Source organism: Streptomyces sp. NBC_01546 (assembly GCF_045208355.1).
Lineage (GTDB): Bacteria > Actinomycetota > Actinomycetes > Streptomycetales > Streptomycetaceae > Streptomyces.
This window is the reverse complement of record NZ_CP109379.1, coordinates 585,357-611,133: the sequence shown is the minus strand read 5'-3', so window position 1 is coordinate 611,133 and position 25,777 is coordinate 585,357. Positions and strand designations below refer to the sequence as shown.

The window sequence follows — 25,777 nt, the reverse complement described above, 5'->3', positions numbered from 1 at the left end:
CCAGGCCCTAGCGGCGGATGCGGCTCATGTCGGGGTCGAACAGCGGCTCGTCGGCGACGGTCGCCGGTACCTTCTCGCCGAAGTACTCGATGTGCACCGGGGTGCCGGCGGTGAGCGGGGGCAGCCAGGCGTACGCGACACAGCGGCCCAGCGTGTAGCCGTAGGAGGCGCTGGTCACGTACCCCGCCGGCAGACCGCCCACGTACACCGGTTCCTTGCCCAGGACGACGGCCGCCGGGTCGTCCAGCAGCAGTGCGGTGAGCTTGCGCCGCGGCTCGCCCGCCTTCTCCAGAGCGGCCCGTCCGAGGAAGTCGCCCTTGTCCATCCGTACGGCGAAACCGAGCCCGGCCTCGTACGGGGTGTGCTCGTCGGTCATGTCCAGGCCCCACGAGCGGTAGCCCTTCTCCAGGCGCAGGCTGTTGAAGGCGGAGCGGCCGGCGGCGATCACGCCGTGCTCCCGCCCGGCCTCCCAGAGCGTGTCCCAGAGCCGGAGCCCCAGGTCGGCGGTGGTGTACAGCTCCCAGCCGAGCTCGCCGACGTAACTCAGCCGCATCGCCGTCACCGGTACGTGGCCGAGGTACGTCTCCAGGGCGCGGAAGTAGCCGAAGCCCCGGTGGCAGAAGTCGTCCCGGGTCAGCGGCTGCACCAGCGCGCGGGCGAGCGGGCCCCAGACCCCGATGCAGCAGGTGCCGGAGGTGATGTCACGTATCCGCACGTCGTCGGGGGCGTGGCGCAGCAGCCAGTCCTCGTCGGCGCGGCTGTTCGCGCCGATCTGGAAGCGGTCGGGGGCGAGGCGGGCCACGGTGAGGTCCGAACGGATGCCGCCGGTCTCGTCGAGCAGCAGCGTGTACGTCACCGCGCCGGGCTTCTTGGCGAGGTTGTTGGTCGTCATGCGCTGGAGGAAGGCCAGGGAGCCGGGCCCGGTGACCTCCAGCCTGCGCAGCGGGGTCATGTCGTACAGGGCGACCTTCTCGCGGGTCGCCCGTGCCTCGGCGGCGGCGATCGGCGACCAGTGACGGGCCGACCAGGCGTCCCGCTCGGGCAGGTCGAGGCCCTCGGCGAGCGGGGCGTTGGCCTCGTACCCGTGCGGACGCTCCCAGCCGCCGCCCTCCAGGAAGTACGCCCCGAGCTCCTGCTGGCGGGCGTGGAAGGGGCTCACCCGCAGGGGGCGCGGCTGCTCCATGGGCTGCAGCGGGTGCAGGACGTCGTAGACCTCGATGAACTGCCGGGCGCCGCGATCGGCGACGTACGCGGGGGAGCGCTGGGCGTCCTCGAAGCGGGTCAGGTCGCACTCGTGGACGTCGATCCGGGGCCGGCCCTCCACCATCCACTCCGCGACGGCCCGGGCCACCCCCGCCGAGTGCGTGACCCAGACGGCCTCGGCGAGCCAGAATCCGCGCAGCGTGCGGGTCTCGCCGAGCAGGGGCATCCCGTCCGGCGTGAAGGAGAAGACTCCGTTGAACCCCTCCTCGACCTCGCTCGCGGCGAGTGCGGGCAGCAGTTCCCGGCAGTCCTCCCAGCTCGGCGCGAAGTCCTCCGGGGTGAAGGGGAAGGAGGACGGCATGACCGGCGCCTCGTCGTAGGCCGGGACGGTGAACGGGTCGACGGGCAGCGGCCGGTGGGCGTAGCTGCCGATGCCGATCCTGTCGGTGTGCTCCCGGAAGTAGAGGTCGCGGTCCTGGAAGCGGAGGATCGGCCGGGACGCCTCGGTGCGCGGGTCGTTGACACCCGCGAGCTCCGGCAGCGGCCGGGTCTTCGCGTACTGGTGGGCGAGCGGCAGCAGCGGCACGTCGATCCCCGCCATCCGGCCGACGACCGGACCCCAGAAGCCGGCCGCCGACACGACGTGGTCGGCGGGGAAGACACCCCGGTCGGTGACGACACCCGTCACCCGGCCGTCCTCCCGCTCGATGCCGGTGACGGTGTGCCGCTCCAGGAAGCGGGCGCCGCGGCCCTCGGCGCGCTCCCGCTGGGCCCGGCAGGCGAGGACGGCGCGGGCGAGGCCGTCGTCCGGGGTGAAGAAGCCGCCGAGGACCTTGCTCGCGTCGAGCAGCGGCCACAGCTCCTTGCACCGCTCGGCGGAGATCAGCTCGCCGCGGACGCCCCAGGAGGCGGCGTAGCCGGCCCTGCGGTGGAGGTCGGCCAGCCGCTCCTCGGTGGTGGCCAGTTCCAGGCCGCCCACCGGGTTGAAGCAGGGCAGGCCGTCGACTTCGAGTGCGCTGAACTTCTCGACGGTGTAGGCGGCGAACGCGGTGAGCGTCTTGGAGGGGTTGGTCTGGAAGACGAGCCCCGGGGCGTGGGAGGTGGATCCGCCGGGGGCGGGGAGCGGGCCCTGTTCGAGGACCGTGACATCGGTCCAGCCGCGGGCGGTCAGCTCGTCGGCGAGCGAGCAGCCGACGATGCCGGCGCCGATGACCACGACACGGGGACTGGGTACGGGTGCGTGGGACATGCCCCTCCTTGCATCGGGTGGGGATGGCGGGACCTAGCGGACGGTCGACAGGGTGACGCGCTCGGCGGCGATGGTGGTGTCCTCGCCGTGCCCGGTGTGGACGACGGTCGCGCCGGGGAGCGTGAGCAGGCGGCTCCGTACGGAAGCCAGGATCGTCGGGCGGTCGGAGTACGAGCGGCCGGTCGCGCCCGGACCGCCGTGGAAGAGGGTGTCGCCGGTGAACACGGCGTCCAGGAACGGCGCGTGGAGACTGCAGCTGCCCCAGGTGTGGCCGGGGGTGTGCAGGACCCGCACCTCTGTACCGGCGACGAGCAGCCGCTGCCCGTCGCAGAGTTCGCCGTCCGGAGCGCGCAACGGGTGGACGTGGTCCCATGGTTCGCGGTCGGCGGGGTGCAGCAGGACGGGAGCTCCGGTGGCCTCGGCCAGGGCCGCGGCCGCGCCGATGTGGTCGTCGTGGCCGTGGGTGCACACGACGGCGGTGACCCGGCGTCCGGCGACGGCGGCCAGGATCGAACGGGCGTCGTGGGCCGCGTCGACGACGAGGACCTCCTCGTCGTCGCCGATGAGCCAGACGTTGTTGTCGACGTCGAAGGTCTCGCCGTCGAGGCTGAACGTGCCCGAGGTGACGACCCGTTCGGCGCGCACGCGGCCGGTCTGCCGGTCCGTCACAGCATCACCACCGAGCGCAGGACCTCGCCCCGCTGCATCTTGGCGAACGCCTGCTCGACCTCGCCGAGCGCGATCTTCTCGGAGACGAAGGCGTTCAGGTCGAGTCCGCCCGACAGGTACTGGTCGATGAGGACGGGGAAGTCGCGGCTGGGCAGGCAGTCCCCGTACCAGGAGGACCGCAGTGCGCCTCCGCGCGAGAACAGGTCGATGAGCGGCAGGTCGATCCGCATGTCCGGGTCGGGCACCCCGACCTGCACGAGCACGCCCGCATGGTCGCGCATGTAGAAGGCCTGGCGGTAGGTCTCAGGCAGGCCCACCGCGTCGATGGCGACGTCCACACCGAACCCGCCGGTGAGTCCGCGCACGGCCTCGATGGCTTCCGTACCGAGGGAGTTGACCGTGTGGGTCGCGCCGAAGCGGGTCGCGGCGTCGAGCTTGCGGTCGTCGATGTCGACGGCGATGACCCGCCGCGCCCCGGCCAGCGAGGCGCCCGCGATCGCGGCGTTCCCGACGCCGCCGCACCCGATGACCGCGACGGTGTCGCCCCGGCCGACCTTTCCGGTGTTCACCGCAGCGCCGTAACCGGCCATCACTCCGCAGCCGATGAGCCCAGCGGCCTCGGGCGGGGCGGCCGGGTCGACCTTCACGGCCTGGCCCGCGGCGACCAGGGTCTTCTCGGCGAAGGCGCCGATGCCGAGGGCGGGGGAGAGGGGCGTGCCGTCCAGGAGCGTCATCGGCTGTGCGGCGTTGCGGGAGGCGAAGCAGTACCAGGGGCGGCCGCGGCGACAGGAACGGCAGTTTCCGCAGGGGGCGCGCCAGGCGAGGACCACGTAGTCGCCCGGTGCCAGGTCGGTGACGCCGTCCCCGACGGACTCGATCGTGCCGGCGGCCTCGTGGCCGAGCAGGAAGGGGAAGTCGTCGTTGACGGCGCCTTCCCGGTAGTGCAGATCCGTATGGCAGACACCGCAGGCCTGGACGGAGACGAGAACCTCGCCGGGGCCGGGATCGGGGACGACGATCGTCTGCACCTCGACGGGTGCCCCCTTCTTCACGGCAACGACGGCACGGACCTCATGGGGCACGATGGGCTCCTCGGCTGTTGCGCAGTGCACGAAGGGTTGCGTGATGGGGAACATAGTGGGAACGCCGACAACCTGCCGTCAAGAGGCCGGTGTTGAGGACTGGCAAATCCGGGAGGACGCCGAGGGCGCACGGAAACGCCGGCGATACGAGCTCCACGCGCGTCCACCCCGCACACCCGCGCATACGACGACGCGGGGCCGGGTCACCCCGGCCCCGCGTCGCGTGGGGCGCAGCTCCGCGAAATGGCTCAGAAGCCATGCCCCATCCGCCGCGACAGCTGATCGGCCGCGACGACCGTCCGGGCGGCGAGCTCCGGCAGCCGGTCCCGCTCGAGGCGGTAGGCCGGGCCCGAGACGCTGAGCGCGCCGATCACCCGGCCGTCGTGGGCGCGCACCGGCGCGGCGACCGCGTTCAGGCCCAGCTCCAGCTCCTCCGCGACGATCGCGAAGCCCTGCGCGTGCGCCGCGTCCAGCTCGGCCCGCAGCATGCCGGCGCTGGTCACCGTGTACTCGGTGAACCGCGGCAGCGCCCGGGCCAGGAGTCCTTCGCGCAGCGTCACCGGCAGATGAGCCAGGAGCACCTTGCCGCTGGAGGTGGCGTGCAGGGGCGTGCGCCGGCCCAGCCAGTTCTGCGCGGTGACCGAGGCGGGGCCGCGCGCCTGCATGATGTTGACGGCGGCATCGTCGTCCAGGACCGCGATGTTCACCGTCTCGCCCAGCTCGTCGGCGAGTTCCCGGCACACCGGGGCGCCCTCCTGGGAGATGTCCAGGCGGGTGGCCGCTGCCCCCGCCAGGCGCAGGATGCCCGCGCCGAGGAAGTACTTGCCGCGGTCCTGGGCCTGCGAGACCAGGCCCCGGTTCTCCAGTACGCCGAGCAGCCGGAACGCCGTGGACTTGTGCACGTCCAGCTCGTCGGCGATGTCGGTGACACCGGCCTCGCCGTGCCGGGCGAGGATCTCCAGCACGCTCACGGCGCGGTCCACCGACTGGATCGCGCCTGCCGCCCCCTTGGGCGCTCGGGCCGGTGTCTCACCGCTCTGTTCAGCCACTGCCTGGTCGCCGGTCATAGCTCAACTCCCACCATCTTCCGGTCCGTTGGGCACACGGTTGGGACACATCCTCGGGAAGCCCTTGACGCGGTGGGCAGCCCGACCGGATTCTGTTGCGCATCGCGATCCATCATGTGCCATACGCAACCTCATGCTATCGAAGAGTCCGGCGATGAGCGCTGGACGAGGGGGGCCCGTGATTTCCGTCTGCCGCCTTGAAGACCTCCCTGCGGGCGAATCCGTCCGTATCGACACCACACCGCCCATCGCGGTGTTCAACGCCGACGGCGAGCTGTACGCCATCGACGACACCTGCAGCCATCAGGACGCCTCGCTGTCCGAGGGATGGCTCGAAGGCTGTCTGGTCGAATGCCCGCTCCACGCCGCCTCATTCGATCTCCGGACCGGGCAGCCGACCTGCCTGCCCGCCCGTCGGCCCGTCCGCACCCACGAAGTGGTCGTCGCCGACGGCGTCATCCACGTCCGCCCGGCCGCCCAGGAGGACACCGCCGCATGAGAACCGTCACCGTCGTCGGCGCCTCGCTCGCCGGCCTGTACGCCGCTCGCGAGCTGCGCGCCCAGGGTTTCGACGGCCGGCTGGTGATCGTGGGCGAGGAACGTCACCGCCCCTACGACCGCCCGCCCCTGTCCAAGGACTTCCTCTCCGGCCGGGCGGACGAGGACCAACTCGCCCTCTGCGACGCGGAGGAGGAGACCGACCTCGCCGCGCATTGGCTGCTCGCGACCCGCGCCCATGGGTTCGACGCGGGTGGCCGAACCCTGCTGCTGGACAACGGCAGGACCCTCGGCACCGACGGACTCGTCATCGCCACCGGCGCCTCCGCCCGCCGCCTGCCGGGTACCTCCGGACTCGCGGGGGTCCACACGCTCCGTACGCTCGACGACGCATGCGCCTTGCGAGACGCCTTGAGCGGCGGTGCCCGCCGGGTCGTCGTGATCGGCGGCGGATTCATCGGCGCCGAGACCGCGTCCTCCTGCGTCTCGCTCGGCCATGACGTCACCGTCGTGGAGGCGGCGCCGCTGCCGCTGGTCCCGCAGCTCGGACCGGAGATGGCCGGTGTGTGCGCCGCCCTGCACCGGCGCGGCGGAGCGGAGCTCATCACCGGCACCGGCGTCTCCCGGCTGCTCGGGCGGGGGGCCGTCACCGCCGTGGAGCTGACCGACGGACGGGTGCTCCCCGCCGACCTGGTCGTCGTGGGCATCGGAGCCGTACCCAACACGGGCTGGCTCGCCGGCTCCGCCCTCCTGCTCGGCGACGGCGTGCTCTGCGACGACGGCTGCGTCACCGCGCTGCCGCAGGTCGTCGCGGTCGGGGACGTCGCCCGGGTCGGCGGGCTGCGCGCCGAGCACTGGACCAGCGCGACCGAGCAGCCCGCCGTCGCCGTGCGCAACCTGCTGGCAGGCCGGACGGTGGACAGCGCCCGCCCGTTGCCCTACTTCTGGTCGGACCAGTACGGCTCACGCATCCAGTTCGCGGGGCAACGGCACGAAGGCGACACCGTCCGTGTCGTCGAAGGCTCCACGGACGAGGGGAGCTTCCTGTGCCTGTACGAGCATCAGGGCCGTACGACGGCGGTGCTGGCCGTCGACCGTCCCAAGCCCTTCCTGCGCGCCCGCCGCGAACTCGCCCGCCCGGCCACCCGGCCGCCTGACCTCGGCCCTGGCCCCGCCCCGCCCCCGCCACCCGTCACGGCAGGCCATTGAGATACTCCGGCCATGGATACGACTGCGAGGGCGGACGGCATACGACCCGACCGGGCGGCGCCCGGCATCGAGTCGGGCCGCCCCATGGAATGGGAGCTGCGTTCCGCGGAGCCGGCGGACGTCGAGGCGATCGCGGAGTTGCGGGCAACGGTGATGCGCCCGGACCTGGAGCGGTTGGGCCGGTTCGACGAGCATCGGGTCCGCCGGCGGCTGCGGGACTCCTTCTCCCCGCAGCACACCTCGGTCATCGTGGCCGATGGCGCCTTCGCGGGCTGCGTCACGGTGCGCCCGGCCGAGGGCGGACAGTGGCTGGAGCATTTCTATCTCGCTCCGGAAGCCCAGGGCCGGGGGCTCGGTTCGGCCGTACTGCGCACGCTCCTGGACCGGGCCGATGCCGACGGGGTGTTCGTCCGCCTGAACGTCCTGCAGGGCAGCGCCGCCCGGCGGCTGTACGAGCGCCACGGGTTCACCACGGAAGTTCAGGACCCGATCGACATCTACATGGTGCGACGGCCGGGTGCGGCCGCCGCCCTCGGAACGTGAAGCTGCTTCTCTCGGCTGATCGCGTCGAGCAGCAGCTTCGCGGCCACCGTCGTCCCGTCGGTGCGGATCATGTCGGCCACGGCGGTCGCGCGTGCGCGGGTCTCGGGGGCCAGGGCCGTTCCGAGCGCGGCTGACAGGGACTCGGTGGTCGGAGCCGGACCGTCGTGTGCCGTGCCGATGCCCAGGTCGGCCACCCGGCCGGCCCAGTACGGCTGGTCCACGATCTGGGGTACCACCACCTGAGGGGCACCGGCCCGGGCGGCCGTCGTCGTCGTACCCGCGCCGCCGTGGTGTACGACGGCGGCCACCCGGCCGAACAGGGCCTGCTGGTTGACCTCGCCGACGGCGAAGCAGTCCTCCTGGTCGTCGATCAGGGCCAGGTCGGCCCAGCCGTGGGCGACGAGCGCGCGGCGGCCCTGTGCGCGGATCGCCTCGATGGCCACCCGTGCGACGTCCTTCGATGCGCGCATGGGCATGCTGCCGAAGCCCACGTACACCGGTGGTGTGCCGGCGTCCAGGAACGCCATCAACTCGGCCGGCAGCGGGCGTTCGTCCGGCAGGAGCCACGCGCCGGTCTGTATGACGTCGAGGTCGGCCGGTTCCTGCCACGGGCCCAGGGTCGGGTCCGTCGCCAGCCACGGCCGGTCGGTGAAGACGTGGTCGCGGACGTTGTCCACCGGCGGCAGGCCGATCGACGCCCGGTGGGTGTTGAACGCCGCGCCGAACAGCGCGTTCATGGACTCGATGTTCAGGTCCCACAGCACCCGGTTGTCGGTCACGTCCGCCGGCAAGGGCCGGCCCGGGTAAGGATGCGGAGGGTGGTGCGGTGACGGCAGGATCGTCGGCTGGAGCCCCGCGTACACGTAGTGGATGCCCAGCTTCTCGGCCACCGACCGGGTGCCGGCCACGGCCGGGAACAGGCCGGTCGCCACCAGCGCATCACATCCCTCGGCCGCCGCGGCGACCGCGTCGAAGTATGCGGCGATCATCTCGGCCGCGCGCTGGGGCACGCCCCCCGCCGGCGGCGGCGTCGCCCCGGTCACCACCGCGCGCACCGGCCGGTCCGCCGGCACCAGTGGTATGCCGACACCGGCCAGCAGCTCCGCGAACTCCTCGTCCGGCGGCGCGCACACCCGCACCTCCGCGCCGAGTGCCCGCAACCGAACGGCGAGTCCCACCACCGGTTCGACGTCCCCGCGCGACCCGTACGTCGACAACAACACGCGCATTTCGCGACTCTCATTCCCCTGGGTTCCGGCCTCGCTCGATGATCTTGCGGCATGACCCCGGTCCTGCCGCAAGCCCCCCGGTGCGCGATAGGCCGAAACCGGCAGCACGGGCCGCGTACGGCGGACACTTCGCAGCGCCTCGCCGGGGCACACGCGTGTCTGCGGCAGGTGCGGTTCCGGTCGGGGATCGTGGTGGCATGAACGAGCAGCGGTTCGACGTGTGGGCGGCCGGGGACGCCTATGAGCGGTACATGGGCCGGTGGAGCCGACCGGTCGCGGACCGGTTCGTGGCCTGGCTCAGCTGCGGCGACGGCTTGCGTTGGCTGGATGTGGGGTGTGGTACCGGCGCGTTGACCGCGACGGTGACCACCCGCTGCCGGCCCAGGACGGTGGTGGCGCTGGACCGGTCCGCCGGATTCGTTGCCTCGGCTCGTGCCGCTGGTCCCGCGCCGGCGTGCTTCGTGGTGGCCGACGCGCTGTCGCTGCCGGTCCGCGACGAAGGGGTCGACATCGCCGTCAGCGGACTGGCGCTCAACTTCCTTCCGCAGCCGGACGCGGCGGTGGCCGAGGCGAGCCGGGCGGTGAGGCCGGGCGGGCGAGTCGCCGCGTACGTGTGGGACTACGCCGAGGGCATGGAGCTCCTGCGCCACTTCTGGGACGCCGCGACCGCGCTGGACCCCGCGGCTGCCGCGCTGGACGAGGGCCGCCGGTTCGCGCAGTGCCGTCCGGATCCGCTCCGATCGCTGTGGACGCGGGCGGGGCTCGTCGACGTGACTGTCGCCCCGCTGGTGGTGCCCACCGTCTTCGCGAGCTTCGCGAGCTTCGCGGATCTGTGGGAGCCGTTCCTGGCCGGCCAGGGCCCCGCCCCCGGCTACATCGCCGCGCTTGTCCCACCCGCCCGGGACCGATTGCGCGACACGCTCCGCCAGGCCGTGCCGACGCGGCCGGACGGCTCGATCGCACTCACCGCACGCGCCTGGGCGGTCCAGGGCCGACGCGGCCGGACGGCTCGATCGCACTCACCGCACGCGCCTGGGCGGTCCAGGGCCGACGGCCACTGCGTGACGCTCCGTGATCGCGAATTCGGCTTCGCCGTGACGTGTTCAGCGGGCAGGTCCGCTGCTCGGATCGGGCTGTGTGAGGCTGCGCCGCAGCCAGCGGGAACGGGCGTCGCGTTGGCGTAGGCCACGTCCTCGTCCCTGAAGGTCTCGGCCGACCCGACCTCGATATAGGCCGGGGGCAGCCTGGACAGATCCGTGGCACGGGCCGGAGCGGCGCGTGACGTCCTGCCCGCCCGACGCGCCCGGCACACGCAGCTCATCCACCTCGAAGCGGCCGTCGGCCCGGAGCTCCCGGACCGTCGGCCTGGGCCGGGCCGCGGCATCCCGAGCCTGCCGGGCCGCAAGGTTCTCCGGGGTGAACGGCTCCCTCGCCGCGTCCCCCTGAGCCGCCAGCGCCGCACTCAGTTCGGGATCGAAGGGGGGCGCATCCGGCGCACCCCGTTCCTGACCGGAACGGCTCGTCAGGACGCCTGTGCGGCCGCCGCGGACAGGAGCACGTCCACCAGCCTGTCCGCGGCGTCCGGCCGGCCGTATGCCCGGGCCCGCTCCGCCATCGCCGCCCGCCGGGCGGGGTCGGTCAGCAGCGGACCCACGGCGTTCCACAGGGTCTCGGGGGTGACCTCGCCGAGCAGCGCGAGGGCGGCCCCGGCATCGGCCAGATGCTTGGCATTGTGCGCCTGCTCGTTCCCGGCCGAGGTGGCGAGCGGCACGAAAACGGCGGGCTTGCCCAGCGCGGTCAGCTCGGCCAGCGTGCCGGCCCCGCTCCGGGACACCACGACATCGGCCAGCGCCAGCACGTCGGGCAGCTCCGCCCCGACGAACCCGGTCAGGTGGTACCGGCCGGCCAGCACCGGGTCGAGACCCGCGGCGGCCGCCCGCAGCTCGTCCACGTTCGCCGGACCGCACTGGTGGATCACGTTCGCGTGACCCAGCAGCCATGGCAGCACGTCCCGGACGACACCGTTGATCTGCTGGGCACCCTGCGCGCCGCCGGTGACGTAGACCGTCGGCAGGCGCCGGTCGAAGCCCGTCAGGTTCAGCGCGTACACCGCCTTGTCGCCGTGGCCGGCCAGGACCTCCGGCCGGACCGGGTTGCCGGTGACGACCGCGCGCTCACGCAGCTCGGCCGGCAGCAGATCCAGCGAGGACTCCGAGGACACCGCGATCCGGGTGGCCGAACTCGCCAGCTTCCGGTTGGCCAGACCCAGCCGAACGGTCTGCTCGTGCAGCACCAGCGGACGCCGGCACAGTCGCGCCGCCAGCCCGGCCGGGACCGCCACGTACCCGCCCGTCGCGAGGACGACGTCCGGCTGGAACTCGGACACGATGGTCCGGGCCTGGGCCACACCGAGCGGCACGCGCGCCATGTCCTTCACGTTCGCCGCGGACAGCATCTTCAGGGGGTTCGCCGAGCGGCGGATCTTCCCCGTGGCGACCGTCTTGAACGCGATGCCCTCCGCTGGCGCCACGCGCGCCTCCAGACCGTCGGCGGTCCCGATCCACAGGACGTCGAGCGTGCCACCCGCGGCCGCGAGGCGGCCCTGCAGAGTGCGGACGGCCGTCAGAGCGGGGTACGTGTGACCGCCGGTCCCTCCGCCCGTCACGAGCAGCCGGAAGGAACGCGGGAGCGCGGAGGAAGTGTTCACCCACGCACCCTACTGGCTGCCCCGGCCGGGCCACGAGGCGAGGCTGCGCCGTGCCGTGCCGACGAGGGACCCGGACCGTTGCAGCGCCGCGGCTCCGAGGACGCACAGGACGCTGACCAGCAGCGCCCACGCGCCGAACTTCTGCAGAGACACCGGCTCCCAGCCGTCCAGCTGGTACGGGTACCGCCAGGCGCCGGCGTAGGTGGCGATGTTCTCCGCCAGCCACAGGAAGAAGCCGACCAGGACGAAGCTCACCGGCATCGGCATCCAGTAGGTGTGCTTCCCCACGGTGTAGTGCACCCGGGCGGACGCGGTGACCGCGACCAGCAGGGCGGCGAGCGGCCAGCGCAGATCCGGCAGCCAGTGGTGGCTGATGAAGTTCACGTACAGTGCGCCGGCCGCCACCGCGGTCGCGGCCGGGCGGTACCCGCTCAGCTCCAGCCTGAGCAGCCGCCACACGGCGCAGATGTAGCTGCCGACCGCCGCGTAGAGGAAGCCCCCGTAGAGGGGGACGCCGCCGAACTTCAGCGCCGCCTGCTCCGGATACGACCAGGAGCCCAGGGACACCTTCACGTACTCGAAGACCAGGCCCAGCAGGTGGCAACCGGCGATCACCACGAGGTCCCGTCCGCGCTCCCAGCCGATCACGTGGAAGACCACGCTGAGCAGAACCCCGTAGCCGAACAGCAGGTCGTAGCGTGCCACGGGCAGTTCGGGGAGCAGTCCGGACAGGCCCACCCCGGCGAGCAGGGCCACGGCGAACGCGCAGCTGGCAGCCTGGCGCAGGCCGAAGTGGATCAGTTGGCGGAGGGCGTGGCCCACCCGGTGGACGGTGGCGCTTCTCGGGACGGGCATGCCGTTCAGGACGCACGCGGGGTGTGCGCGGTTCGGGGGCGGGTGCGCCCGCGTACGTACGTCTTGGTCGCGTCACGGAACCGCCACAGCGTCGTGCCCCGGGGAACCCGAGTGGGGCGCGATGCTGTGTTCAGCGGCGAGTGCCGGTGTGGTACCGGTCGTGAACCTCGGGGAGCGCTCATGCACTACACAGCAGGCGTCGGCCGTACCGCGGCAGCACTGGTGATGGCCGTGGCGGTCACCACCCTGATGGCCGGCTGCACGCCGGCCGGCGGCGACGGCGCGATCGCCACGCCGACGACGCCGACGAAGCCGACGACGCCCGCGGGCTCGGAGTCGGCCAAGCCGAAGCCCACGCCCCCCGCCGGCTCTTCCGCCGCCGGGGGCGCCACGGGCGGCGGTACGAAGGCCTGCGTGATCGACCAGATCAAGGCCTCCGACGCCCACCAGGCCGATGTCCGACCGCCGGGTACGGGAACGGGAGCCGTCATCGTCTCGGTCACCAACACCTCGAAGCAGCCCTGCACGCTCAGCGGATTCCCGACGGTCGCCGGAGCCGGCAACGGCTCGCCCGACAAGAACGTCCCGCTCGCCATCACCCACAGCGGTTCGGCCTCCACGGTGTCCCTGGCCCCGGGCGCCCGAGCCTGGACGAAGCTCACCTTCGTGAACGTCCAAGGCGAGGCCGACGGCTACTGCGTATCCGGCGCCACGCCCGCCAGCTTCCCCACGCTCGTCCTCGGCGTGCCCGGTGCGGGCTCGCACCAGATCGCCATGGACGACGGCGTCTTCGCCGAATGCGACAACAAGGCGACCGTCACCGCCTTCTCGCCGACCAAACCCTCCTGACGACGGCCACGGCCAGGACGAGCGGCTGGGACGTGTCCGGACACGTCCTAGTCGTCCCGGACACGTCCTAGTCGCCCCCGTAGCGGAAACGTCCCAGCGCCGTCATGGGCCGGTCGTGGGCGGCGACGGGGGCGGGGAGGGAGGTGGATCCGGTCAGGTAGCGGTCCACCGCGGCGGCCGCCGCCCGGCCCTCGGCGATGGCCCACACCACCAGCGACTGGCCCCGGCCGGCGTCCCCCGCGACGAACACTCCGGGCGCCCGCCCGCCGGTCGCCGTGAAGTCCGCGGCGCGGGCGAAGTTGCCGCGGCCGTCGAGCTCCAGCCCCAGCTGCTCGCGCAGGCCGCCCGCCCGCTCGGGGCCGGAGAAGCCCAGGGCCAGCAGCACCAGTCCGGCCGGGATCACGCGCTCGGTGCCGGTGAGGGGCGTACGGGCCGGGGGTTCGACGGCGGTCAGGTGCAGCGCCCGTACCCGGCCCGAGGCGTCCCCCTCGAAGCGCAGGGTGGCGCAGGCGAACAGCCGGGGGTCGGTGCCCGCGCGCCCGCGGGCCTCCTCGTGGGCGTGGGAGATCCGGTACACCTTCGGGTACACGGGCCAGGGCTCGCCGTCCGTCCGGTCGGGGCCGGGTTCCGGATTGATGTCGAGCTGGACCACGGAGAGCGCGCCCTGCCGCAGGGCGGTACCGAGGCAGTCCGAGCCCGTGTCGCCGCCGCCGACGATCACCACGTGCCTGGCATCGGCGGTGACAGGGGGTACGGCGTAGTCGCCCTCCCGGACCCGGTTGGCGAAGGTCAGGTAGTCCATGGCCTGGTGGATGCCGCGCAGTTCGCGGCCCGGCACCGGAAGCTCCTTGCGCTCCGCGGCCCCGACCGCGACGACGACCGCGTCGTACCGGCTCCGGAGCTCGGCCGCGCCCACCGCGCCGCCCACGTCCGCTCCCGTCACGAACGTGGTGCCCTCGGCCCGCATCTGCTCGATCCGGCGGTCCAGGTGCGCCTTCTCCATCTTGAACTCGGGGATGCCGTAGCGCAGCAGGCCGCCGACCCGGTCGGCCCGTTCGTGGACGGTGACGCCGTGGCCGGCCCGGGTCAGCTGCTGCGCCGCGGCCAGTCCGGCCGGTCCGGAGCCGATGACGGCCACGGTCCTGCCGCTGTGCCGCTCCGGCGGCCGCGGCACCATGTAGCCGCGTCGCAGGCCCTCGTCCGCGATCGCCTGCTCGACGTTCTTGATGGTCACCGGATCTGCGTTGATCGTCAGGACGCAGGCGTCCTCGCAGGGGGCCGGGCAGAGCCGGCCGGTGACCTCGGGGAAGTTGTTGGTCGCGTGCAGCCGGTCGTACGCGGCGCGCCAGTCGCCGTGGGCCGCGTACGCGTTCCACTCGGGTATGAGGTTCCCCAGGGGGCAGCCTGTGTGGCAGAACGGGATGCCGCAGTCCATGCAGCGGTCGGCCTGCTCGGAGACGAGCGGGAGCAGCGCCTGCCCCGCGTGGACCTCGCGCCAGTCGCCGAGCCGCTCCTCCACGGGACGGGCCGGGACGGGCTTGCGGGGGATCTTGAGGAAGCCGAAGGGATCGGTCACGCGCCGCCTCCCTGGATCGGCGCATACGGCACGCACCGTATGGGATACATGCGACGGTCTGACCAGATTACGCCGTCTGTGCGGAAGCACCCAGGGGCGGCGCGGACCGATCGGAGTCGCACGTGTCCCTCTCCCCGAGCCGCTCAGCCGTCCTTGCCGGCGCCATTGCCGTGACCGTCTCACTACTCCCCGCTACGGCGGCCGGGCGGCTTCGGTGGCATCGGCCCACGGCGCCACCTCGGGAACCACGTACTTCGTCGACTGCCAGGGCGGCGACGACAACGCCTCCGGCACCGCGCGCGGCGACGCGTGGAGGTCAGCGGGGTCGACGTCCACGACGTCAACGGCGCGGACTTCAAGGACCCCGACCCCAGCGGCGGCATCCTGTTCGCCGTCCGCGGCTCGGCCGTGCCCGCCCGCTTCGACTCCCCGCGGGTCGAGGACTCCACGGTGCGGCACGTGGACCGCACCGGCATCGCCACCTCGTCCACCCGGGGCCGCCGCGCCGAACACCCGAACGGCCCCGGCGCGAGCTGGCAGCCGCAGACCGGCCTCGTCGTCCGGCGCAACACGGTCCAGGACGCGGGCGGAGACGGCATCGTCGTGCAGGCCGCGAAGGGCGCCCTCGTCGAGCACAACCGCGTCGACGGCTTCAACATGCGTTCCGTCGGCTACAACGCCGGTATCTGGGCCTGGAATTCGGACGAGGTGCTCTACCAGTACAACGAGGTCACCGGCGGTCACGGGACGCCCGCGGCGCCGGCACGGTGACCGGCGACGGCGTCACACGCGACTTCTTCGGGAACCGGATCGGCGAGCGGCGCAACCTGGGCGCGGACCAGGGCTGACGCTCGCGCGGCGGGGTACTCAGGGCCGGCTGAGTAGCCGAGCCCATGCCCGGCGCCCGGCGCCCGGCCTAGGGTGAGCGGCATGAGCCTTGATCAGCTGACCGCTACCGACCGTCTCGACATCGCGCCGGAGGGGCACCGGACCGGGATGACGTCACTCGCGCTGGGCGCCGGCGCCGTCCTGGTGCTCGGGAGCCTGCCGATCCTGCCGTACCTCGTCCTCCTCGCTCTGCCTCTCGGCGTCGCCGCCGTCGTGTCCGGCGTCCGCGCGCTGCGGGGAGGTGTGGTCGGGCCGTCCGGGCGTGCTGCGTCCGTCACGGGGATCACGCTGGGCTCGCTGGGGCTGCTGGGCTGGGCGTGCCTGATGTTGCTGTGGTTCCTGGTAGCCCAGGCCGTGAGCCACTGACGGGGGACGAGCCGGGTGGCGAAGCTCTGCCCGGCGCAGTGGGCCGGGCAGAGCCCGCGCCCTCAGGTCCGCAGCAGCCGGCCGAAGAAGGACCGGTACCGCTGCAGGGCCAGCCGCAGGTCCTCGGTGGCCACCTGTTCGCCCTGCTGCCACTGGCTCTCGAGATTCCTCTTGTGGTCGGCGAAGGTTCCGGCGAGGGTCTGCATGACCTCGGCGACCAGGCCGTCGGCGTCGCGCACCGCACCCCGCGGGTCGTCCACGAAGCGGGCCTGGATCTCACCCCAGGTCTTCTGGTATTCCTCGGACTCCCGCTCGGGGAGCAGCGCCTCGGGTTCCTCCCGGGGGGCGGACCCTTCGGGGACGGATGCCGAATCGTCCGCCGTCCCCTCGGCGGCCGGGCTCTCCTCGTAGGCGGACTCCTTCGCGTCGGTGGTGTCCGCCTCCTGCCGCATCTGGTCGCGGTCCTCCTCCCGGCTGTCGTCGGCGGTGGCCTCACCCGGGTACAGCGGCGGCGGCTCACCGCCTCCGGGGTGGGCCAGCTGCTCGGTGGTCAAGCTCTGTTCCGTTTCCCGCTGTTCTTCTTCCCGCTGCATCTCGGGTCACCTCGTCGTCCCGACCAGTTCGTCGAAGAGCGCGCGGTAGTGCACCATGGCCCCGCGCAGCTCCTCCGTGGTTGCCTGCCCGCCGCTGCTGCGCATGTTGACCTCGTGCGCCGCGCGGTAGTGCTCCAGGGTCCGCCCGTGTTCGACGGACAGTTCGCGCAGCTGCTGCTCGTACCCCTCGGTGGGGTAGCCGCGGTCCCGCATCAGGCGGGTGACCAGCTCGTCCGCCTGCGCGACCGCGCCTTCCGGCCGGTCGACGAAGCGCTGCTGGACGGTGGTCCACGCGTCGGAGTAGCGGTGCCGCTCCTCCGCGGGGAGTTCCCTGATGTCGAGGTTGTCGTGCCGGACCTCGCGGTCCCGCAGTTCGGCATCGGCGGCGTGCTTGCTGCCCGTGCCTTCCACGGTCCGGTCGTATTCCGGACCGAACCGCTCCTGCAGCCGGCGCCGCCGCCGGAACATCCACGCAGCGAGGGCGGCGAGGATCAGTACGACGGCGACCGGGATCAGGACGGCAAGAAGTGTGCTGGTGGACATCGAATCCTCCGCAGGGCCGTCTCCATTGTTCCGGTGTTCGACGCAACGGCGCCTGCCCTGATCCCGTCCGCTCAAACAAGGATCGGCACGGCTGACAACCGCGCGACCTCCTCCCCGGCGGCCGCCGTACGCCGAGGCGAGTGAGGAGGCATGCGGTGGGTAGGCGCCAGCCGGAGGACCGATGCCGTGACGCGCGCAGACTGGCTCCTGACAGCAGGTGAACGGGGCAACACCGCGACGCGCCTGGACGAGCGCCACCCGGACGGGACGGCTTGGTCCGAGGGAAACCGGACACGTGCCCTGGTCCACGGCGCCACGTACTTCGCGGAGCTTCTGGCGGGGATCCGCGCGATGCGCGCGGGCGACCTGCTCCTGTTCACCGACTGGCGCGGCGACCCCGACGAGCGGCTCGACGGACCCGGCACCGAAATCGGTGGCGTCCTGTGCCGGGCGGCGGAGCGCGGTGTCATCGTCAAGGGGCTGCTGTGGCGCTCGCACCTGGACAGCCTCCAGTTCAGCGAAGCGGAGAACCGCCGCCTCGGCGAGGAGATCGAGGAGGCCGGCGGCGAGTGCCTGCTCGACCTGCGGGTGCGGCCCGGCGGTTCACACCACCAGAAGCTGGTGGTGCTGCGCCACCCCGGCCGCCCGGACCTGGACGTCGCGTACGTCGGCGGCATCGACCTCTGCCACAACCGCAACGACGACGCGACCCACCGTGGCGACCGCCAGTCGCTGCCCATGGCCTCCGCGTACGGGCCGCACCCGCCGTGGCACGACGTTCAGCTCGCCGTCCGCGGCCCGGCCGTCGGTGACGTCGAGGCCGTCTTCCGCGAACGCTGGCAGGACCCGGCGCCGCTCAGCCGCAGCCCCCTCACCCGCCTGCGGGAGCTGGTGCACCGGGAGGACACCAGCGCGGACAGCCTGCCGCCGCAGGAAGCCGACCCGGCGCCCGCCGGTACGCACACCGTGCAGGTGCTGCGGACCTATCCGAACCGTCTGCTGTACGGCTACCCCTTCGCACCCGACGGCGAGCGCAGCATCGCACGGGGTTACCTCAAAGCGCTGCGGAGGGCCCGGGCGCTGATCTACCTCGAGGACCAGTACCTGTGGTCGCCCCGGGTCGTGGACTGCTTCGCCCGGGCGCTGAGCACGCATCGACAGCTGCGACTGATCGGCGTCATCCCCTCGGTCCCGGAGCAGGACGGCCGGCTCACGCTTCCGATGAATCTGATCGGGCGGATCACGGCCCTGGACGAACTGCGCCGCGCCGGCGGCGACCGCGTGGCGGTGTACGGCTTGGAGAACCCTGCCGGTACCCCGGTCTACGTGCACGCCAAGGTGTGCGTGATCGACGACGTGTGGGCCTCCGTCGGCTCCGACAACATCAACCTCCGTTCGTGGACGCATGATTCGGAACTCAGCTGTGTCGTGCTCGACCAGAGCCCGGACCCGCGGCGTCCGGCCGACCCGGGAGGTCTCGGCGACGGCGCGCGCGTCTTCGCCCGCGAACTGCGCCTGGAGCTCATGCGCGAGCACCTGGACGCACAGGACGGGGCAGGGCCGGGGGCGCAGGACGCGCTGTGCGACCCGATGACCGCGTTCGACGCCTTCGGCGAGGCCGCCGACGCCCTGGACGCCTGGCACGAGGGCGGCTGCCGCGGTCCACGGCCGCCAGGCCGTCTGCGCCGGTACGTTCCGCCGGAGCTGCCCAGGGCGAAGAGGGTGCTCGCGACTCCGCTGCACCACGTCCTGGTCGACCCGGACGGACGTCCGCTGGGACTGCGGCGCCGCAACGCGTTCTGAAAGCGCCGGCGACATCGACGTTCCGCTGCCGGCCGGGCTCGGTGGCGCTGCCGGCTGAGGTGGCGTCGCGGCCCGGCCGCGCATGCGGTGCGGGTGCGCCGGTCGTACGGTGAGGGGGTGTGCGCTCTACGTGGCACAGGCACCGGCACACGCGCAGGCACCTGGAAGCGGCGAGTCGTCCGCCTCTGCGCGGTCGGGGCGCTGCTCAGTGGTGTCCTCGTGGCGATGCCCGCCGCACAGGCAGCCGCGCCACCGGGCCGACCCGATCTGGCGCGGTTCTACGCGCAGCGGATCGAGTGGGAGGACTGCGCCGATGAGATGGCCCAGCTCCTGGTCGTGGAGCGGGGCGACGTCTTCGTCCCCGGGCATGCGGCGCGCTCCGAATGCGGCCGGGTGGAAGTGCCCCGCGACTACGCACACCCCAACGGCAGCGCCGGGACCGCGACGATCGCCATGCTGCGGCTCAAGGCCACCGACCCGAAACACCGACTCGGCTCCCTGGTGCTGAACTTCGGGGGTCCCGGGCAGTCGGGCGTCACGGCGCTGAACAGCCTCGCCGAATCGTTCTCCCGGCTGAACACCCGCTACGACCTGGTCGCCCACGACCCGCGAGGCGTCCGAGGCAGCGACCCGGTCTTGTGCGAGCCTCCGCTCGACGCCGGTGCGCCCGTAGATCAGACACCCGACACGAGGGCTGAAGCGGTACAGGTCGCCGACGCCCAGCGTGCGCACAACGCCCGCTGTAAGAACAAGGACGCGCTCGCTGTGCTGCCATGGGTGGGAACCGCGGATTCCGCACGCGACCTGGACGTCATCCGAGCCGCGCTCGGCGACGATTCGCTCAGCTACCTCGGCTTCTCCTACGGTACGAAACTCGGTGCCGCCTACCTCCACCAGTTCCCCGGCAAGGCGGGCCGGCTCGTCCTGGACGGCGTCGACGACCCCACCCTCGATGCCCGGGGCATCGCGCTGGCCAACAGCAGGGCTTTCCAGAAAGCCCTGGAGAACTTCCTCACCGACTGCGTGCACCGCGGCGCACGCGAATGCCCCCTGGGCGCCACACGAGCCGCAGCAGAGAAGAAGGTCGAGACCCTCTTCAACGCCCTTGACCGACAGTCTTTGACGACGGATGCGGGTCTTCTCGACCAGAGCGCGTTCATTCGGGGAGTGGAGGAGTCCCTCTACAACCAGGCCGGTGGCTGGCCTCACCTGCGCACCGCATTGACGGGCCTGGCCGTCGAGCACGACGGCTCCGCGCTGGTCGAACTCGCAGGCGGCCGGACCGGCAACGGGATCGGCAGCGGCAACGGGATCGGCCGGACGGTTGTCACGGCGGACGATCCCGTGCAGGCGAGCGACGCGCAGCGGGCGGTCACCTGCCGCGACACCAATGACCGGCCGACCGCCCAGGACTACGTCGACACCGTCTCCCAGGCCGTCAAGGCTTCCCCTGTCTTCGGCAAGAGCCTGGCCGCCGGCATGCTCCAATGCACGGGATGGCCCGTCACCGGCGACACGCGCACCCTCCCGGTGGACGCCGCGAGCGCACCTCCCGCCCTTTTGGTGGCCACCCGCGGCGACCCCGCCACGCCCTACGAAGGCGCCGCCCACATGGCCGCGGCCCTCGGTAACCACAGCCGCGTCCTGACGTACGAGGGCGAAGGCCACGGCGCGTACCTCACCTCGAGTGCTTGCGTCCACGAGCACGTCGAGCGGTTCCTGACCACGAAGACCCTCCCGCCCGAGAACGCCACGTGCACCTGAGCCTTCAGGAGTCAGGCAGGTCCCGGAGTCAGGCAGCAGGAGGCTGCTGAGCGGCGTCGAGCAGCACGGCGACCAGGCATTCGGTGGTCCGCTTCGCGTCCTCGCTCTCGCCGGGAACGCGCGTCATCAGCAGGTGGTGGAGGGTGCCGACGAGTGCGAGCGCGATCGTGGCCGTGTCGGCGCCCTCCGCGATCCGGCCGCCGCGTTGCTCGGCCTGGAGATAGCCGGTGAACGAGCCTTGGATCGCGTCGAAGGCCGGCGCACCGGACCGAAGGCCCTCCCGGGTGTGCAACGTGGCCGCGGGGCGGGTCATGGCCAGGCCCACGACCGCCGGGGGCAGGGATTCCAGCAGCGCGAGAGCAACCTCCTGAACGTTGGCGGCGACGCTGCCCTGCCCCACCCGCGCCTCCAGCTCCTCGGCCTGGCGGGCGCTGCGCGCGAACCGGTCCAGGACCAGTTCCGCGACGAATTCGTCCAGGCCGGCGAAGTGCGTGTGCAGGACCCCTTTGCCGCAGTCGGCCTCCGTGGTGACCGCCCGGCTGGTCAAGGCCGACGCCCCGTCGCGGGTCACCACTCGTTCCGCCGCCGCGAACAGCCGCTCGCGCAGATCCGGAATCGCCACTCCACGAGGTGACACAACGGCCCCTTCCGCCAAGCCCATTGCGAGTATGGGCGTTCGCCCATACTGTTTGGGCACTTGCCCATACTAGGGTCGGGGGCGCTCGGCGTCTCCGGCGGGGACGGATGTGCCGCATGGATCAGGTCGCCAACACCGCTCAGGCGCAGGCATGGAACGGCTACGAAGGCGCCCAGTGGGCCGGCAGCCAGGAACGGTGGGACGCCATCAACGACGGCTTCAACGAGCCGTTGCTCGCCGCCGCTGCCATCGGGGAGCTCGACCGCGTACTCGACATCGGCTGCGGGGCCGGCCGCACCACCCGCCTGGCCGCCCGGCGAGCAGATCGGGGCGGGGCCGTCGGCGTGGACCTGTCGGGCCCCATGCTGGAGAGGGCCCGCGCGAGCGCGGATCGCGAAGGCGTGCACAACGCGTCGTTCGTGCAAGGCGACGCCCAGGTCCACCCGTTCGAGCCCGGGTACTTCGACGCGGCCGTCAGCCGGTACGGCATGACCTTCTTCGTCGACCCCGTCGCCGCTTTCGCCAACATCGGTGGTGCACTGCGCCCCGGCGGCCGACTCGCGTTCATCTGCGCTGCCGAAGCCGAGACCAACGAATGGCTCAAGGCCCTGGCCTCACTGGACGGCATCCTGCCCCTCGACGGCTTCGGCGCACCCGGAGCCCCGGGCATGTTCTCGCTCACCGACCCCGATCACACGCTCGCCCTGCTGGCCGAGGCCGGCTTCGAGGACGCCCGGGCGCAGCGCGTGGAAGCAGCCGGGAACTGGGGGAGGAGCGCCGAGGACGCGGCCGCCTTCCTCCTCGGCTCCGGGCCCGGCCGCCACCTGCTGAGCCAGGTCGGGCACGAGGTTCAGGAGCATGCCCGCCGGACGCTGACCGACGCGTTGCGCCCGTACGAGGAGGGCGGCGCGGTGTGGCTGCGCAGCGGCTCCTGGCTGGTCACCGCCGCCCGCAGCTGCGGCGAGACGGACACGCCCCGTCAGGCGGACTGCGCGCCGCTGCGGCGGGCGTAGCAGAACAGGTGGTCCTCCGGTTCGGCGAGATCACTGTCCGGCCGGAAGGTGGAGGTGGCGTGGTACAGGACCTCCAGGCCGCAGTCCTCGCGGAGCCGGCGCAGGTACTCCGCGGTGGAGTAGCTGGAGACCCGGACGCGGTGGCCCATCCATTCGATCTCCACGTCCGCGATGTCGGCCGGCACGGTGGCCATCACGAAGTAGCCGCCCGGTACCAGGCATTCGGTGATCCTGCGGAGTGCCTCGCCGACCTCGTCGCGGCCCATCACCAGCAGCGGGAAGAAGGCGCAGACGGCGTCGAAACCGCCGTCCGGAGCCCGGTAGTCGCGCACGTCCCGCCTCTCGAAGCGGGCGGCGGGCACCTGGGCACGGGCGAGTTCGACCATCGCCACCGACACGTCGATGCCGGTGACCTCGTACCCGGCCCGCACGAGCGTCTCGGCGACCGGCCGCCCGGTGCCGCTGCCGACGTCCAGGACGCGGGCGCCGGCGGGCAGTCGGGCCGTGAGCCAGTCGAGCGCGGCGAGCTGGCCGGGCAGGTCGCGAAAGGCACGCTCGTATTCGGCCCCCATCCCGTCGAACACTTCCGCCGCCGACTCCACCGCGCGATCGTCCACCGCAGGTCCCTCCGATTTCCGGTTCCAGGCCGGATCCCAGGCTAGAGGCTGAGGGAGGCCGGCACGAAGACCCGTCCGCCGTCCGGATCGGGTACGGGGAAGTGGCGTACAGGTGGCGCTGTGTGGGTCCTCGGGGCGGAGAAGTCCGTCACCCAGCCCCGCATCGGGCGGCCGGTGAGGCGGACGCCGCCGCCCGCTGCCGTCGGATCTGGCGGCTGCGCAAGGCGGTGTACAGCGCAGCGGTGATGACGCTGGCGGCGCACCAGGCGCCGAGTGCCACGGCGATCGTGGAGAGGGCGGACATGGGGACACCTCCGGGTGGGACGACGGGGGCGGGGACGGGAACGGGTGTCGGCCGCCGTCTCAGAGGAACGGGCCGCAGGGCGGTCACGCTGGCGGCGGAGTGCCGCGATGAGCCGGGCACGGTGGTACTCACCGTGCCCGACAAGTACCCCAAGGGCGTGGACTTCACGCTGACCCGTGCGGATGGATCCGAGCCGGATCGATGAGGGCCGTACGGGATGCCAGGGCGCAGGCGGCGTCGGCGAAGTACTGCTCGTCGGCACCGTGGGCGAGGCCGAGCATGACGCCCTGGCTGAGGCCGACGAACAGCGCCCGGAGCGCGGTGGCCAGGCGCTGCGCCTGATGCGGCGTCACGACGTTCCCGTTGTGCGATCGGCCGGTGAACAATGCGATCAGGTGGCTCTCATGCGTCCGGACGGATGCGGCGAGCCGGGAGCCCAACTCCGGATCGTGCAGGGCCATGTCGAGCAGGGTGATCTGCAGCGACAGGCCGGACAGCGCGTTGGGGGCGTCACAACTGCGCCGGTAGAACCGGGCGAAGGCGTCGACCGCTTCAAGGAGATCCATGTCAGCTCGGATCGCCTGTTCGATCTCTTCGTAGTGCGGCCGCAGGTAGTCGGTGACCAGGGCGACCACCAGGCCGCTCTTGCTGCCGAACAGCGAGTAGATGGCGCCGGTGGTCAGGCCCGCCCGCTCGGCGATCTCGTCGAGCTTGGCGCGGTACCCGTCTCGCGAGACGACCTGGAACGCGGCATCCAGCAAGGCGCGGCGGTTACGTTCCTTGGTCTCGGCTCTCGTCATTCTCATAATTTTATTATGGTAGTAATCATGTTACGGAACGGGAAGTTGACCAGGCATCAGGGAGGAACGCTCATGACGCAGAACCAGACCCAGGCCAAGAACCAGCCCCAGACCGCGACTTCGTCAGCGAAACGCATGCTGGCGGGGGCCGTCGCCGACGGCGTCTTCAAGGTGATGCTCGGTGCCGCCTTCATCATCGGCGCTGTCCGGCTCGGTGACCTGCTCGGTGTGCCCGCCTGGCTGATGGCCGTGTCCGGCGTGGCCCTGCTGATCGGTGGCGGGATCGAGATCGGGTACGTGCGCAGCCGCCCGATGACCACGTACATGCGGCTCATGGTTGCCTACGACATCGGCTGGGTGCTGGCGGCGCTCGCCGGCCTGCTGATGGCATGGCGGGGCGGCAGTGCCGGGGGTGAGGTGTGGATCGGGTACCAGGTGGCGGCCCCCGTCGCGCTCGCCGCACTGCTGGTAGCCGCCACCCCCGTGCACTGAGGTGGCGAGCGACATGAGGTGTACGTACTGCGGTGCCGTCGGCCTTGAGCAGGGGTTCGTGGAGGACACCGGCGAGGGCGCTCGCGGCTATGCCCGCTGGATCGCCGGACCGTTGGAGCGCGGGCTGCTCGGCGGGGCGAAGAGGCTGGGCCGGCCCCGCCGGCAGATCGACGCCTACCGCTGCCCGCGCTGCGGCCACTTGGAGCTCTTCGCCACCGAGCCGATCTGAGTCCACCCGCTACGGCGCGATCGGCAGCTGTCGCTTGTGCTCGGTGAGGCGGTAGCGGCGGACGATCGTGTCGAAGGCCCGCTCGCCGACCGGCTTGCCTTCCAGGAAGTCGTCGATCTCGTCGTACGTGACTCCGAGCGCGTCCTCGTCGGCCTTGCCCGGGTCCAGGGTCTCAAGGTCCGCAGTGGGGGTCTTCCAGACCAGCTCGGCGGGGGCGCCCAGGGCGTCGGCGCAGGCCCGTACCCGGCGCTTGGTCAGACCGGTCAGCGGGACCAGGTCGGCCGCGCCGTCGCCGAACTTGGTGAAGAAGCCGGAGACCGCCTCGGCCGCGTGGTCGGTGCCCACGACCAGGCCGTCGTGCGCGCCGGCCACCGCGTACTGGGCGATCATGCGCTGGCGGGCCTTGATGTTGCCCTGCACGAAGTCCTGGTGGTGGGCGTCGCGGAAGACGGTGCCGCCGGCCACGGCGGCCTCCAGCGCGGCGTCGCTCGCGGACTTGACGTCCACGGTCAGTACCCGGTCGGCGTTGATGAAGCCGAGGGCGAGCTGGGCGTCCTTCTCATCGGCCTGGACCCCGTACGGCAGCCGCATCGCGTAGAACGTCGCGTCGTGACCGGCCGCGCGGACCCGCTCCACGGCCAGCTGGCACAGCCGGCCGGCGGTGGTGGAGTCGACGCCGCCGCTGATCCCGAGCACCAGGGAGCGCAGGCCGGTGGAGGTGAGCCGCTCGGCGAGGAAGGCCACCCGGCGCTCGATCTCCCGGTGCGCGTCGAAGCTCTCGGCCACCAGGAGCTCCCGGGCGATCTCCTGCTGCAGGGCGGTGGACGCCGGCTGGCTCACGGCTGCTCCTCGTGGTCGTTCGTGGTTCACGGTGTGCTGTCCCGCCGACCCTAACCGAAGCGGCGGGCCGGGGTTCGCAGAGGTTCCGGGTTCCGGATACCGGCCAGGAACCCGAGGTGGGCGACGGAGTTCAAGCCATCCGCCTCCCGATG

General features: G+C 72.3%; 27 protein-coding genes and 1 pseudogene. 12 read left to right on the top strand and 16 right to left on the bottom strand.

Annotated elements, in window-relative coordinates; translation table 11 throughout:
- Positions 1 to 7: 7 nt before the first annotated feature.
- The 4 genes from OHA89_RS03215 to OHA89_RS03200 all read right to left on the bottom strand — a co-directional run bounded on the left by OHA89_RS03215 (position 8) and on the right by OHA89_RS03200 (position 5,270).
- Positions 8 to 2,452, bottom strand: coding sequence for an FAD-dependent oxidoreductase (locus OHA89_RS03215; protein ID WP_406365149.1), 2,445 nt, complete (start codon positions 2,450 to 2,452; stop codon positions 8 to 10).
- A 33-nt stretch (positions 2,453 to 2,485) separates the two neighbouring features.
- Complete coding sequence (locus OHA89_RS03210; RefSeq protein WP_266612697.1) at positions 2,486 to 3,121, bottom strand: MBL fold metallo-hydrolase; 636 nt, start codon at positions 3,119 to 3,121, stop codon at positions 2,486 to 2,488.
- Positions 3,118 to 4,203 (bottom strand): S-(hydroxymethyl)mycothiol dehydrogenase, encoded by a 1,086-nt coding sequence (locus OHA89_RS03205; RefSeq protein WP_257552689.1) that lies wholly within the window; start codon positions 4,201 to 4,203, stop codon positions 3,118 to 3,120. Before OHA89_RS03205 ends, OHA89_RS03210 begins: the two co-directional genes overlap by 4 nt.
- A 248-nt stretch (positions 4,204 to 4,451) precedes the next feature.
- The gene (locus OHA89_RS03200; RefSeq protein ID WP_215141015.1) at positions 4,452 to 5,270 is read right to left on the bottom strand and encodes an IclR family transcriptional regulator; all 819 of its coding nucleotides are present in this window, start codon (positions 5,268 to 5,270) and stop codon (positions 4,452 to 4,454) included.
- Positions 5,271 to 5,448: 178 nt separating this feature from the next.
- Here OHA89_RS03200 and OHA89_RS03195 point away from each other — a divergent pair, with 178 nt between their 5' ends.
- The 3 genes from OHA89_RS03195 to OHA89_RS03185 all read left to right on the top strand — a co-directional run bounded on the left by OHA89_RS03195 (position 5,449) and on the right by OHA89_RS03185 (position 7,520).
- Complete coding sequence (locus tag OHA89_RS03195) at positions 5,449 to 5,769, top strand: bifunctional 3-phenylpropionate/cinnamic acid dioxygenase ferredoxin subunit (protein ID WP_406365147.1); 321 nt, start codon at positions 5,449 to 5,451, stop codon at positions 5,767 to 5,769.
- Positions 5,766 to 6,977, top strand: a complete 1,212-nt coding sequence (locus tag OHA89_RS03190; protein WP_406365146.1) for an NAD(P)/FAD-dependent oxidoreductase — start codon at positions 5,766 to 5,768, stop codon at positions 6,975 to 6,977. The genes OHA89_RS03195 and OHA89_RS03190 overlap by 4 nt, the downstream gene beginning before the upstream one ends.
- 84 nt (positions 6,978 to 7,061) lie before the next feature.
- The gene (locus OHA89_RS03185; RefSeq protein WP_266615248.1) at positions 7,062 to 7,520 is read left to right on the top strand and encodes a GNAT family N-acetyltransferase; all 459 of its coding nucleotides are present in this window, start codon (positions 7,062 to 7,064) and stop codon (positions 7,518 to 7,520) included.
- Here OHA89_RS03185 and OHA89_RS03180 read toward each other — a convergent pair.
- Entirely contained in the window at positions 7,475 to 8,749 is a 1,275-nt protein-coding gene (locus tag OHA89_RS03180) for a glycosyltransferase (protein WP_406365145.1), read from the bottom strand. The genes OHA89_RS03185 and OHA89_RS03180 overlap by 46 nt on opposite strands.
- Before the next feature lie 197 nt (positions 8,750 to 8,946).
- Between OHA89_RS03180 and OHA89_RS03175 the strand changes: the two genes are divergently transcribed.
- Positions 8,947 to 9,933 (top strand): class I SAM-dependent methyltransferase, encoded by a 987-nt coding sequence (locus OHA89_RS03175; RefSeq protein ID WP_406365143.1) that lies wholly within the window; start codon positions 8,947 to 8,949, stop codon positions 9,931 to 9,933.
- On the opposite strand, the pseudogene OHA89_RS03170 reads toward OHA89_RS03175, so the two are convergent.
- From OHA89_RS03170 to OHA89_RS03160, 3 genes and pseudogenes are all read right to left on the bottom strand, one after another.
- Positions 9,924 to 10,028: pseudogene (locus tag OHA89_RS03170) on the bottom strand (alpha/beta hydrolase); the annotation flags it as partial. The gene OHA89_RS03175 and the pseudogene OHA89_RS03170 sit on opposite strands and share 10 nt — an antisense overlap.
- Before the next feature lie 243 nt (positions 10,029 to 10,271).
- Positions 10,272 to 11,456: a glycosyltransferase gene (locus tag OHA89_RS03165; RefSeq protein ID WP_215141010.1), complete on the bottom strand. Its 1,185-nt coding sequence runs from the start codon at positions 11,454 to 11,456 to the stop codon at positions 10,272 to 10,274.
- A 9-nt stretch (positions 11,457 to 11,465) separates the two neighbouring features.
- Positions 11,466 to 12,311 carry a DUF817 domain-containing protein gene (locus OHA89_RS03160; protein WP_266612691.1) on the bottom strand — a complete coding sequence of 282 codons (846 nt, stop codon included), beginning with the start codon at positions 12,309 to 12,311 and terminating at the stop codon, positions 11,466 to 11,468.
- Between the two features lie 180 nt (positions 12,312 to 12,491).
- Between OHA89_RS03160 and OHA89_RS03155 the strand changes: the two genes are divergently transcribed.
- On the top strand, positions 12,492 to 13,160 hold the full coding sequence (locus tag OHA89_RS03155) for a DUF4232 domain-containing protein (RefSeq protein ID WP_406365142.1): 669 nt from the start codon (positions 12,492 to 12,494) through the stop codon (positions 13,158 to 13,160).
- Between the two features lie 67 nt (positions 13,161 to 13,227).
- Here OHA89_RS03155 and OHA89_RS03150 read toward each other — a convergent pair whose 3' ends face one another.
- Positions 13,228 to 14,736 (bottom strand): glutamate synthase subunit beta, encoded by a 1,509-nt coding sequence (locus OHA89_RS03150; RefSeq protein ID WP_406365141.1) that lies wholly within the window; start codon positions 14,734 to 14,736, stop codon positions 13,228 to 13,230.
- Between the two features lie 309 nt (positions 14,737 to 15,045).
- Here OHA89_RS03150 and OHA89_RS03145 point away from each other — a divergent pair, with 309 nt between their 5' ends.
- Both OHA89_RS03145 and OHA89_RS03140 read left to right on the top strand, forming a co-directional pair.
- Positions 15,046 to 15,507 carry a right-handed parallel beta-helix repeat-containing protein gene (locus OHA89_RS03145; protein ID WP_406365139.1) on the top strand — a complete coding sequence of 154 codons (462 nt, stop codon included), beginning with the start codon at positions 15,046 to 15,048 and terminating at the stop codon, positions 15,505 to 15,507.
- A 159-nt stretch (positions 15,508 to 15,666) separates the two neighbouring features.
- Positions 15,667 to 15,990, top strand: coding sequence for a hypothetical protein (locus OHA89_RS03140; protein ID WP_266612686.1), 324 nt, complete (start codon positions 15,667 to 15,669; stop codon positions 15,988 to 15,990).
- A gap of 62 nt (positions 15,991 to 16,052) precedes the next feature.
- On the opposite strand, the gene OHA89_RS03135 is transcribed toward OHA89_RS03140, so the two are convergent.
- Both OHA89_RS03135 and OHA89_RS03130 read right to left on the bottom strand, forming a co-directional pair.
- Entirely contained in the window at positions 16,053 to 16,544 is a 492-nt protein-coding gene (locus tag OHA89_RS03135; RefSeq protein ID WP_266612685.1) for a hypothetical protein, read from the bottom strand.
- 45 nt (positions 16,545 to 16,589) lie between these two features.
- Positions 16,590 to 17,126: a hypothetical protein gene (locus OHA89_RS03130; protein ID WP_257552678.1), complete on the bottom strand. Its 537-nt coding sequence runs from the start codon at positions 17,124 to 17,126 to the stop codon at positions 16,590 to 16,592.
- A 186-nt stretch (positions 17,127 to 17,312) separates the two neighbouring features.
- Here OHA89_RS03130 and OHA89_RS03125 point away from each other — a divergent pair, with 186 nt between their 5' ends.
- Entirely contained in the window at positions 17,313 to 18,929 is a 1,617-nt protein-coding gene (locus OHA89_RS03125; RefSeq protein ID WP_266612684.1) for a phospholipase D family protein, read from the top strand.
- Between the two features lie 225 nt (positions 18,930 to 19,154).
- Positions 19,155 to 20,693, top strand: coding sequence for an alpha/beta hydrolase (locus tag OHA89_RS03120; RefSeq protein WP_406365136.1), 1,539 nt, complete (start codon positions 19,155 to 19,157; stop codon positions 20,691 to 20,693).
- A 28-nt stretch (positions 20,694 to 20,721) separates the two neighbouring features.
- Here OHA89_RS03120 and OHA89_RS03115 read toward each other — a convergent pair whose 3' ends face one another.
- Positions 20,722 to 21,330 carry a TetR/AcrR family transcriptional regulator gene (locus OHA89_RS03115; RefSeq protein WP_406365134.1) on the bottom strand — a complete coding sequence of 203 codons (609 nt, stop codon included), beginning with the start codon at positions 21,328 to 21,330 and terminating at the stop codon, positions 20,722 to 20,724.
- A gap of 116 nt (positions 21,331 to 21,446) precedes the next feature.
- Here OHA89_RS03115 and OHA89_RS03110 point away from each other — a divergent pair, with 116 nt between their 5' ends.
- Positions 21,447 to 22,343 carry a class I SAM-dependent methyltransferase gene (locus tag OHA89_RS03110; RefSeq protein WP_406365132.1) on the top strand — a complete coding sequence of 299 codons (897 nt, stop codon included), beginning with the start codon at positions 21,447 to 21,449 and terminating at the stop codon, positions 22,341 to 22,343.
- Here the strand turns inward: OHA89_RS03110 and OHA89_RS03105 are convergent.
- The 3 genes from OHA89_RS03105 to OHA89_RS03095 all read right to left on the bottom strand — a co-directional run bounded on the left by OHA89_RS03105 (position 22,310) and on the right by OHA89_RS03095 (position 24,064).
- Positions 22,310 to 22,960, bottom strand: coding sequence for a class I SAM-dependent methyltransferase (locus OHA89_RS03105; protein ID WP_406365131.1), 651 nt, complete (start codon positions 22,958 to 22,960; stop codon positions 22,310 to 22,312). The two genes, OHA89_RS03110 and OHA89_RS03105, sit on opposite strands and share 34 nt — an antisense overlap.
- Positions 22,961 to 23,108: 148 nt before the next feature.
- Positions 23,109 to 23,264: a hypothetical protein gene (locus OHA89_RS03100; protein ID WP_266612674.1), complete on the bottom strand. Its 156-nt coding sequence runs from the start codon at positions 23,262 to 23,264 to the stop codon at positions 23,109 to 23,111.
- Positions 23,265 to 23,428: 164 nt separating this feature from the next.
- Complete coding sequence (locus OHA89_RS03095; protein WP_266615246.1) at positions 23,429 to 24,064, bottom strand: TetR/AcrR family transcriptional regulator; 636 nt, start codon at positions 24,062 to 24,064, stop codon at positions 23,429 to 23,431.
- A gap of 72 nt (positions 24,065 to 24,136) precedes the next feature.
- Here OHA89_RS03095 and OHA89_RS03090 point away from each other — a divergent pair, with 72 nt between their 5' ends.
- Positions 24,137 to 24,556, top strand: coding sequence for a hypothetical protein (locus OHA89_RS03090; RefSeq protein WP_406365129.1), 420 nt, complete (start codon positions 24,137 to 24,139; stop codon positions 24,554 to 24,556).
- 13 nt (positions 24,557 to 24,569) lie between these two features.
- Positions 24,570 to 24,785: a hypothetical protein gene (locus OHA89_RS03085; RefSeq protein WP_266612672.1), complete on the top strand. Its 216-nt coding sequence runs from the start codon at positions 24,570 to 24,572 to the stop codon at positions 24,783 to 24,785.
- A 9-nt stretch (positions 24,786 to 24,794) separates the two neighbouring features.
- Here the strand turns inward: OHA89_RS03085 and nadE are convergent, their stop codons facing one another.
- Positions 24,795 to 25,625 carry an ammonia-dependent NAD(+) synthetase gene (gene nadE, locus OHA89_RS03080; RefSeq protein ID WP_266612670.1) on the bottom strand — a complete coding sequence of 277 codons (831 nt, stop codon included), beginning with the start codon at positions 25,623 to 25,625 and terminating at the stop codon, positions 24,795 to 24,797.
- Between the last annotated feature and the right edge of the window lie 152 nt (positions 25,626 to 25,777).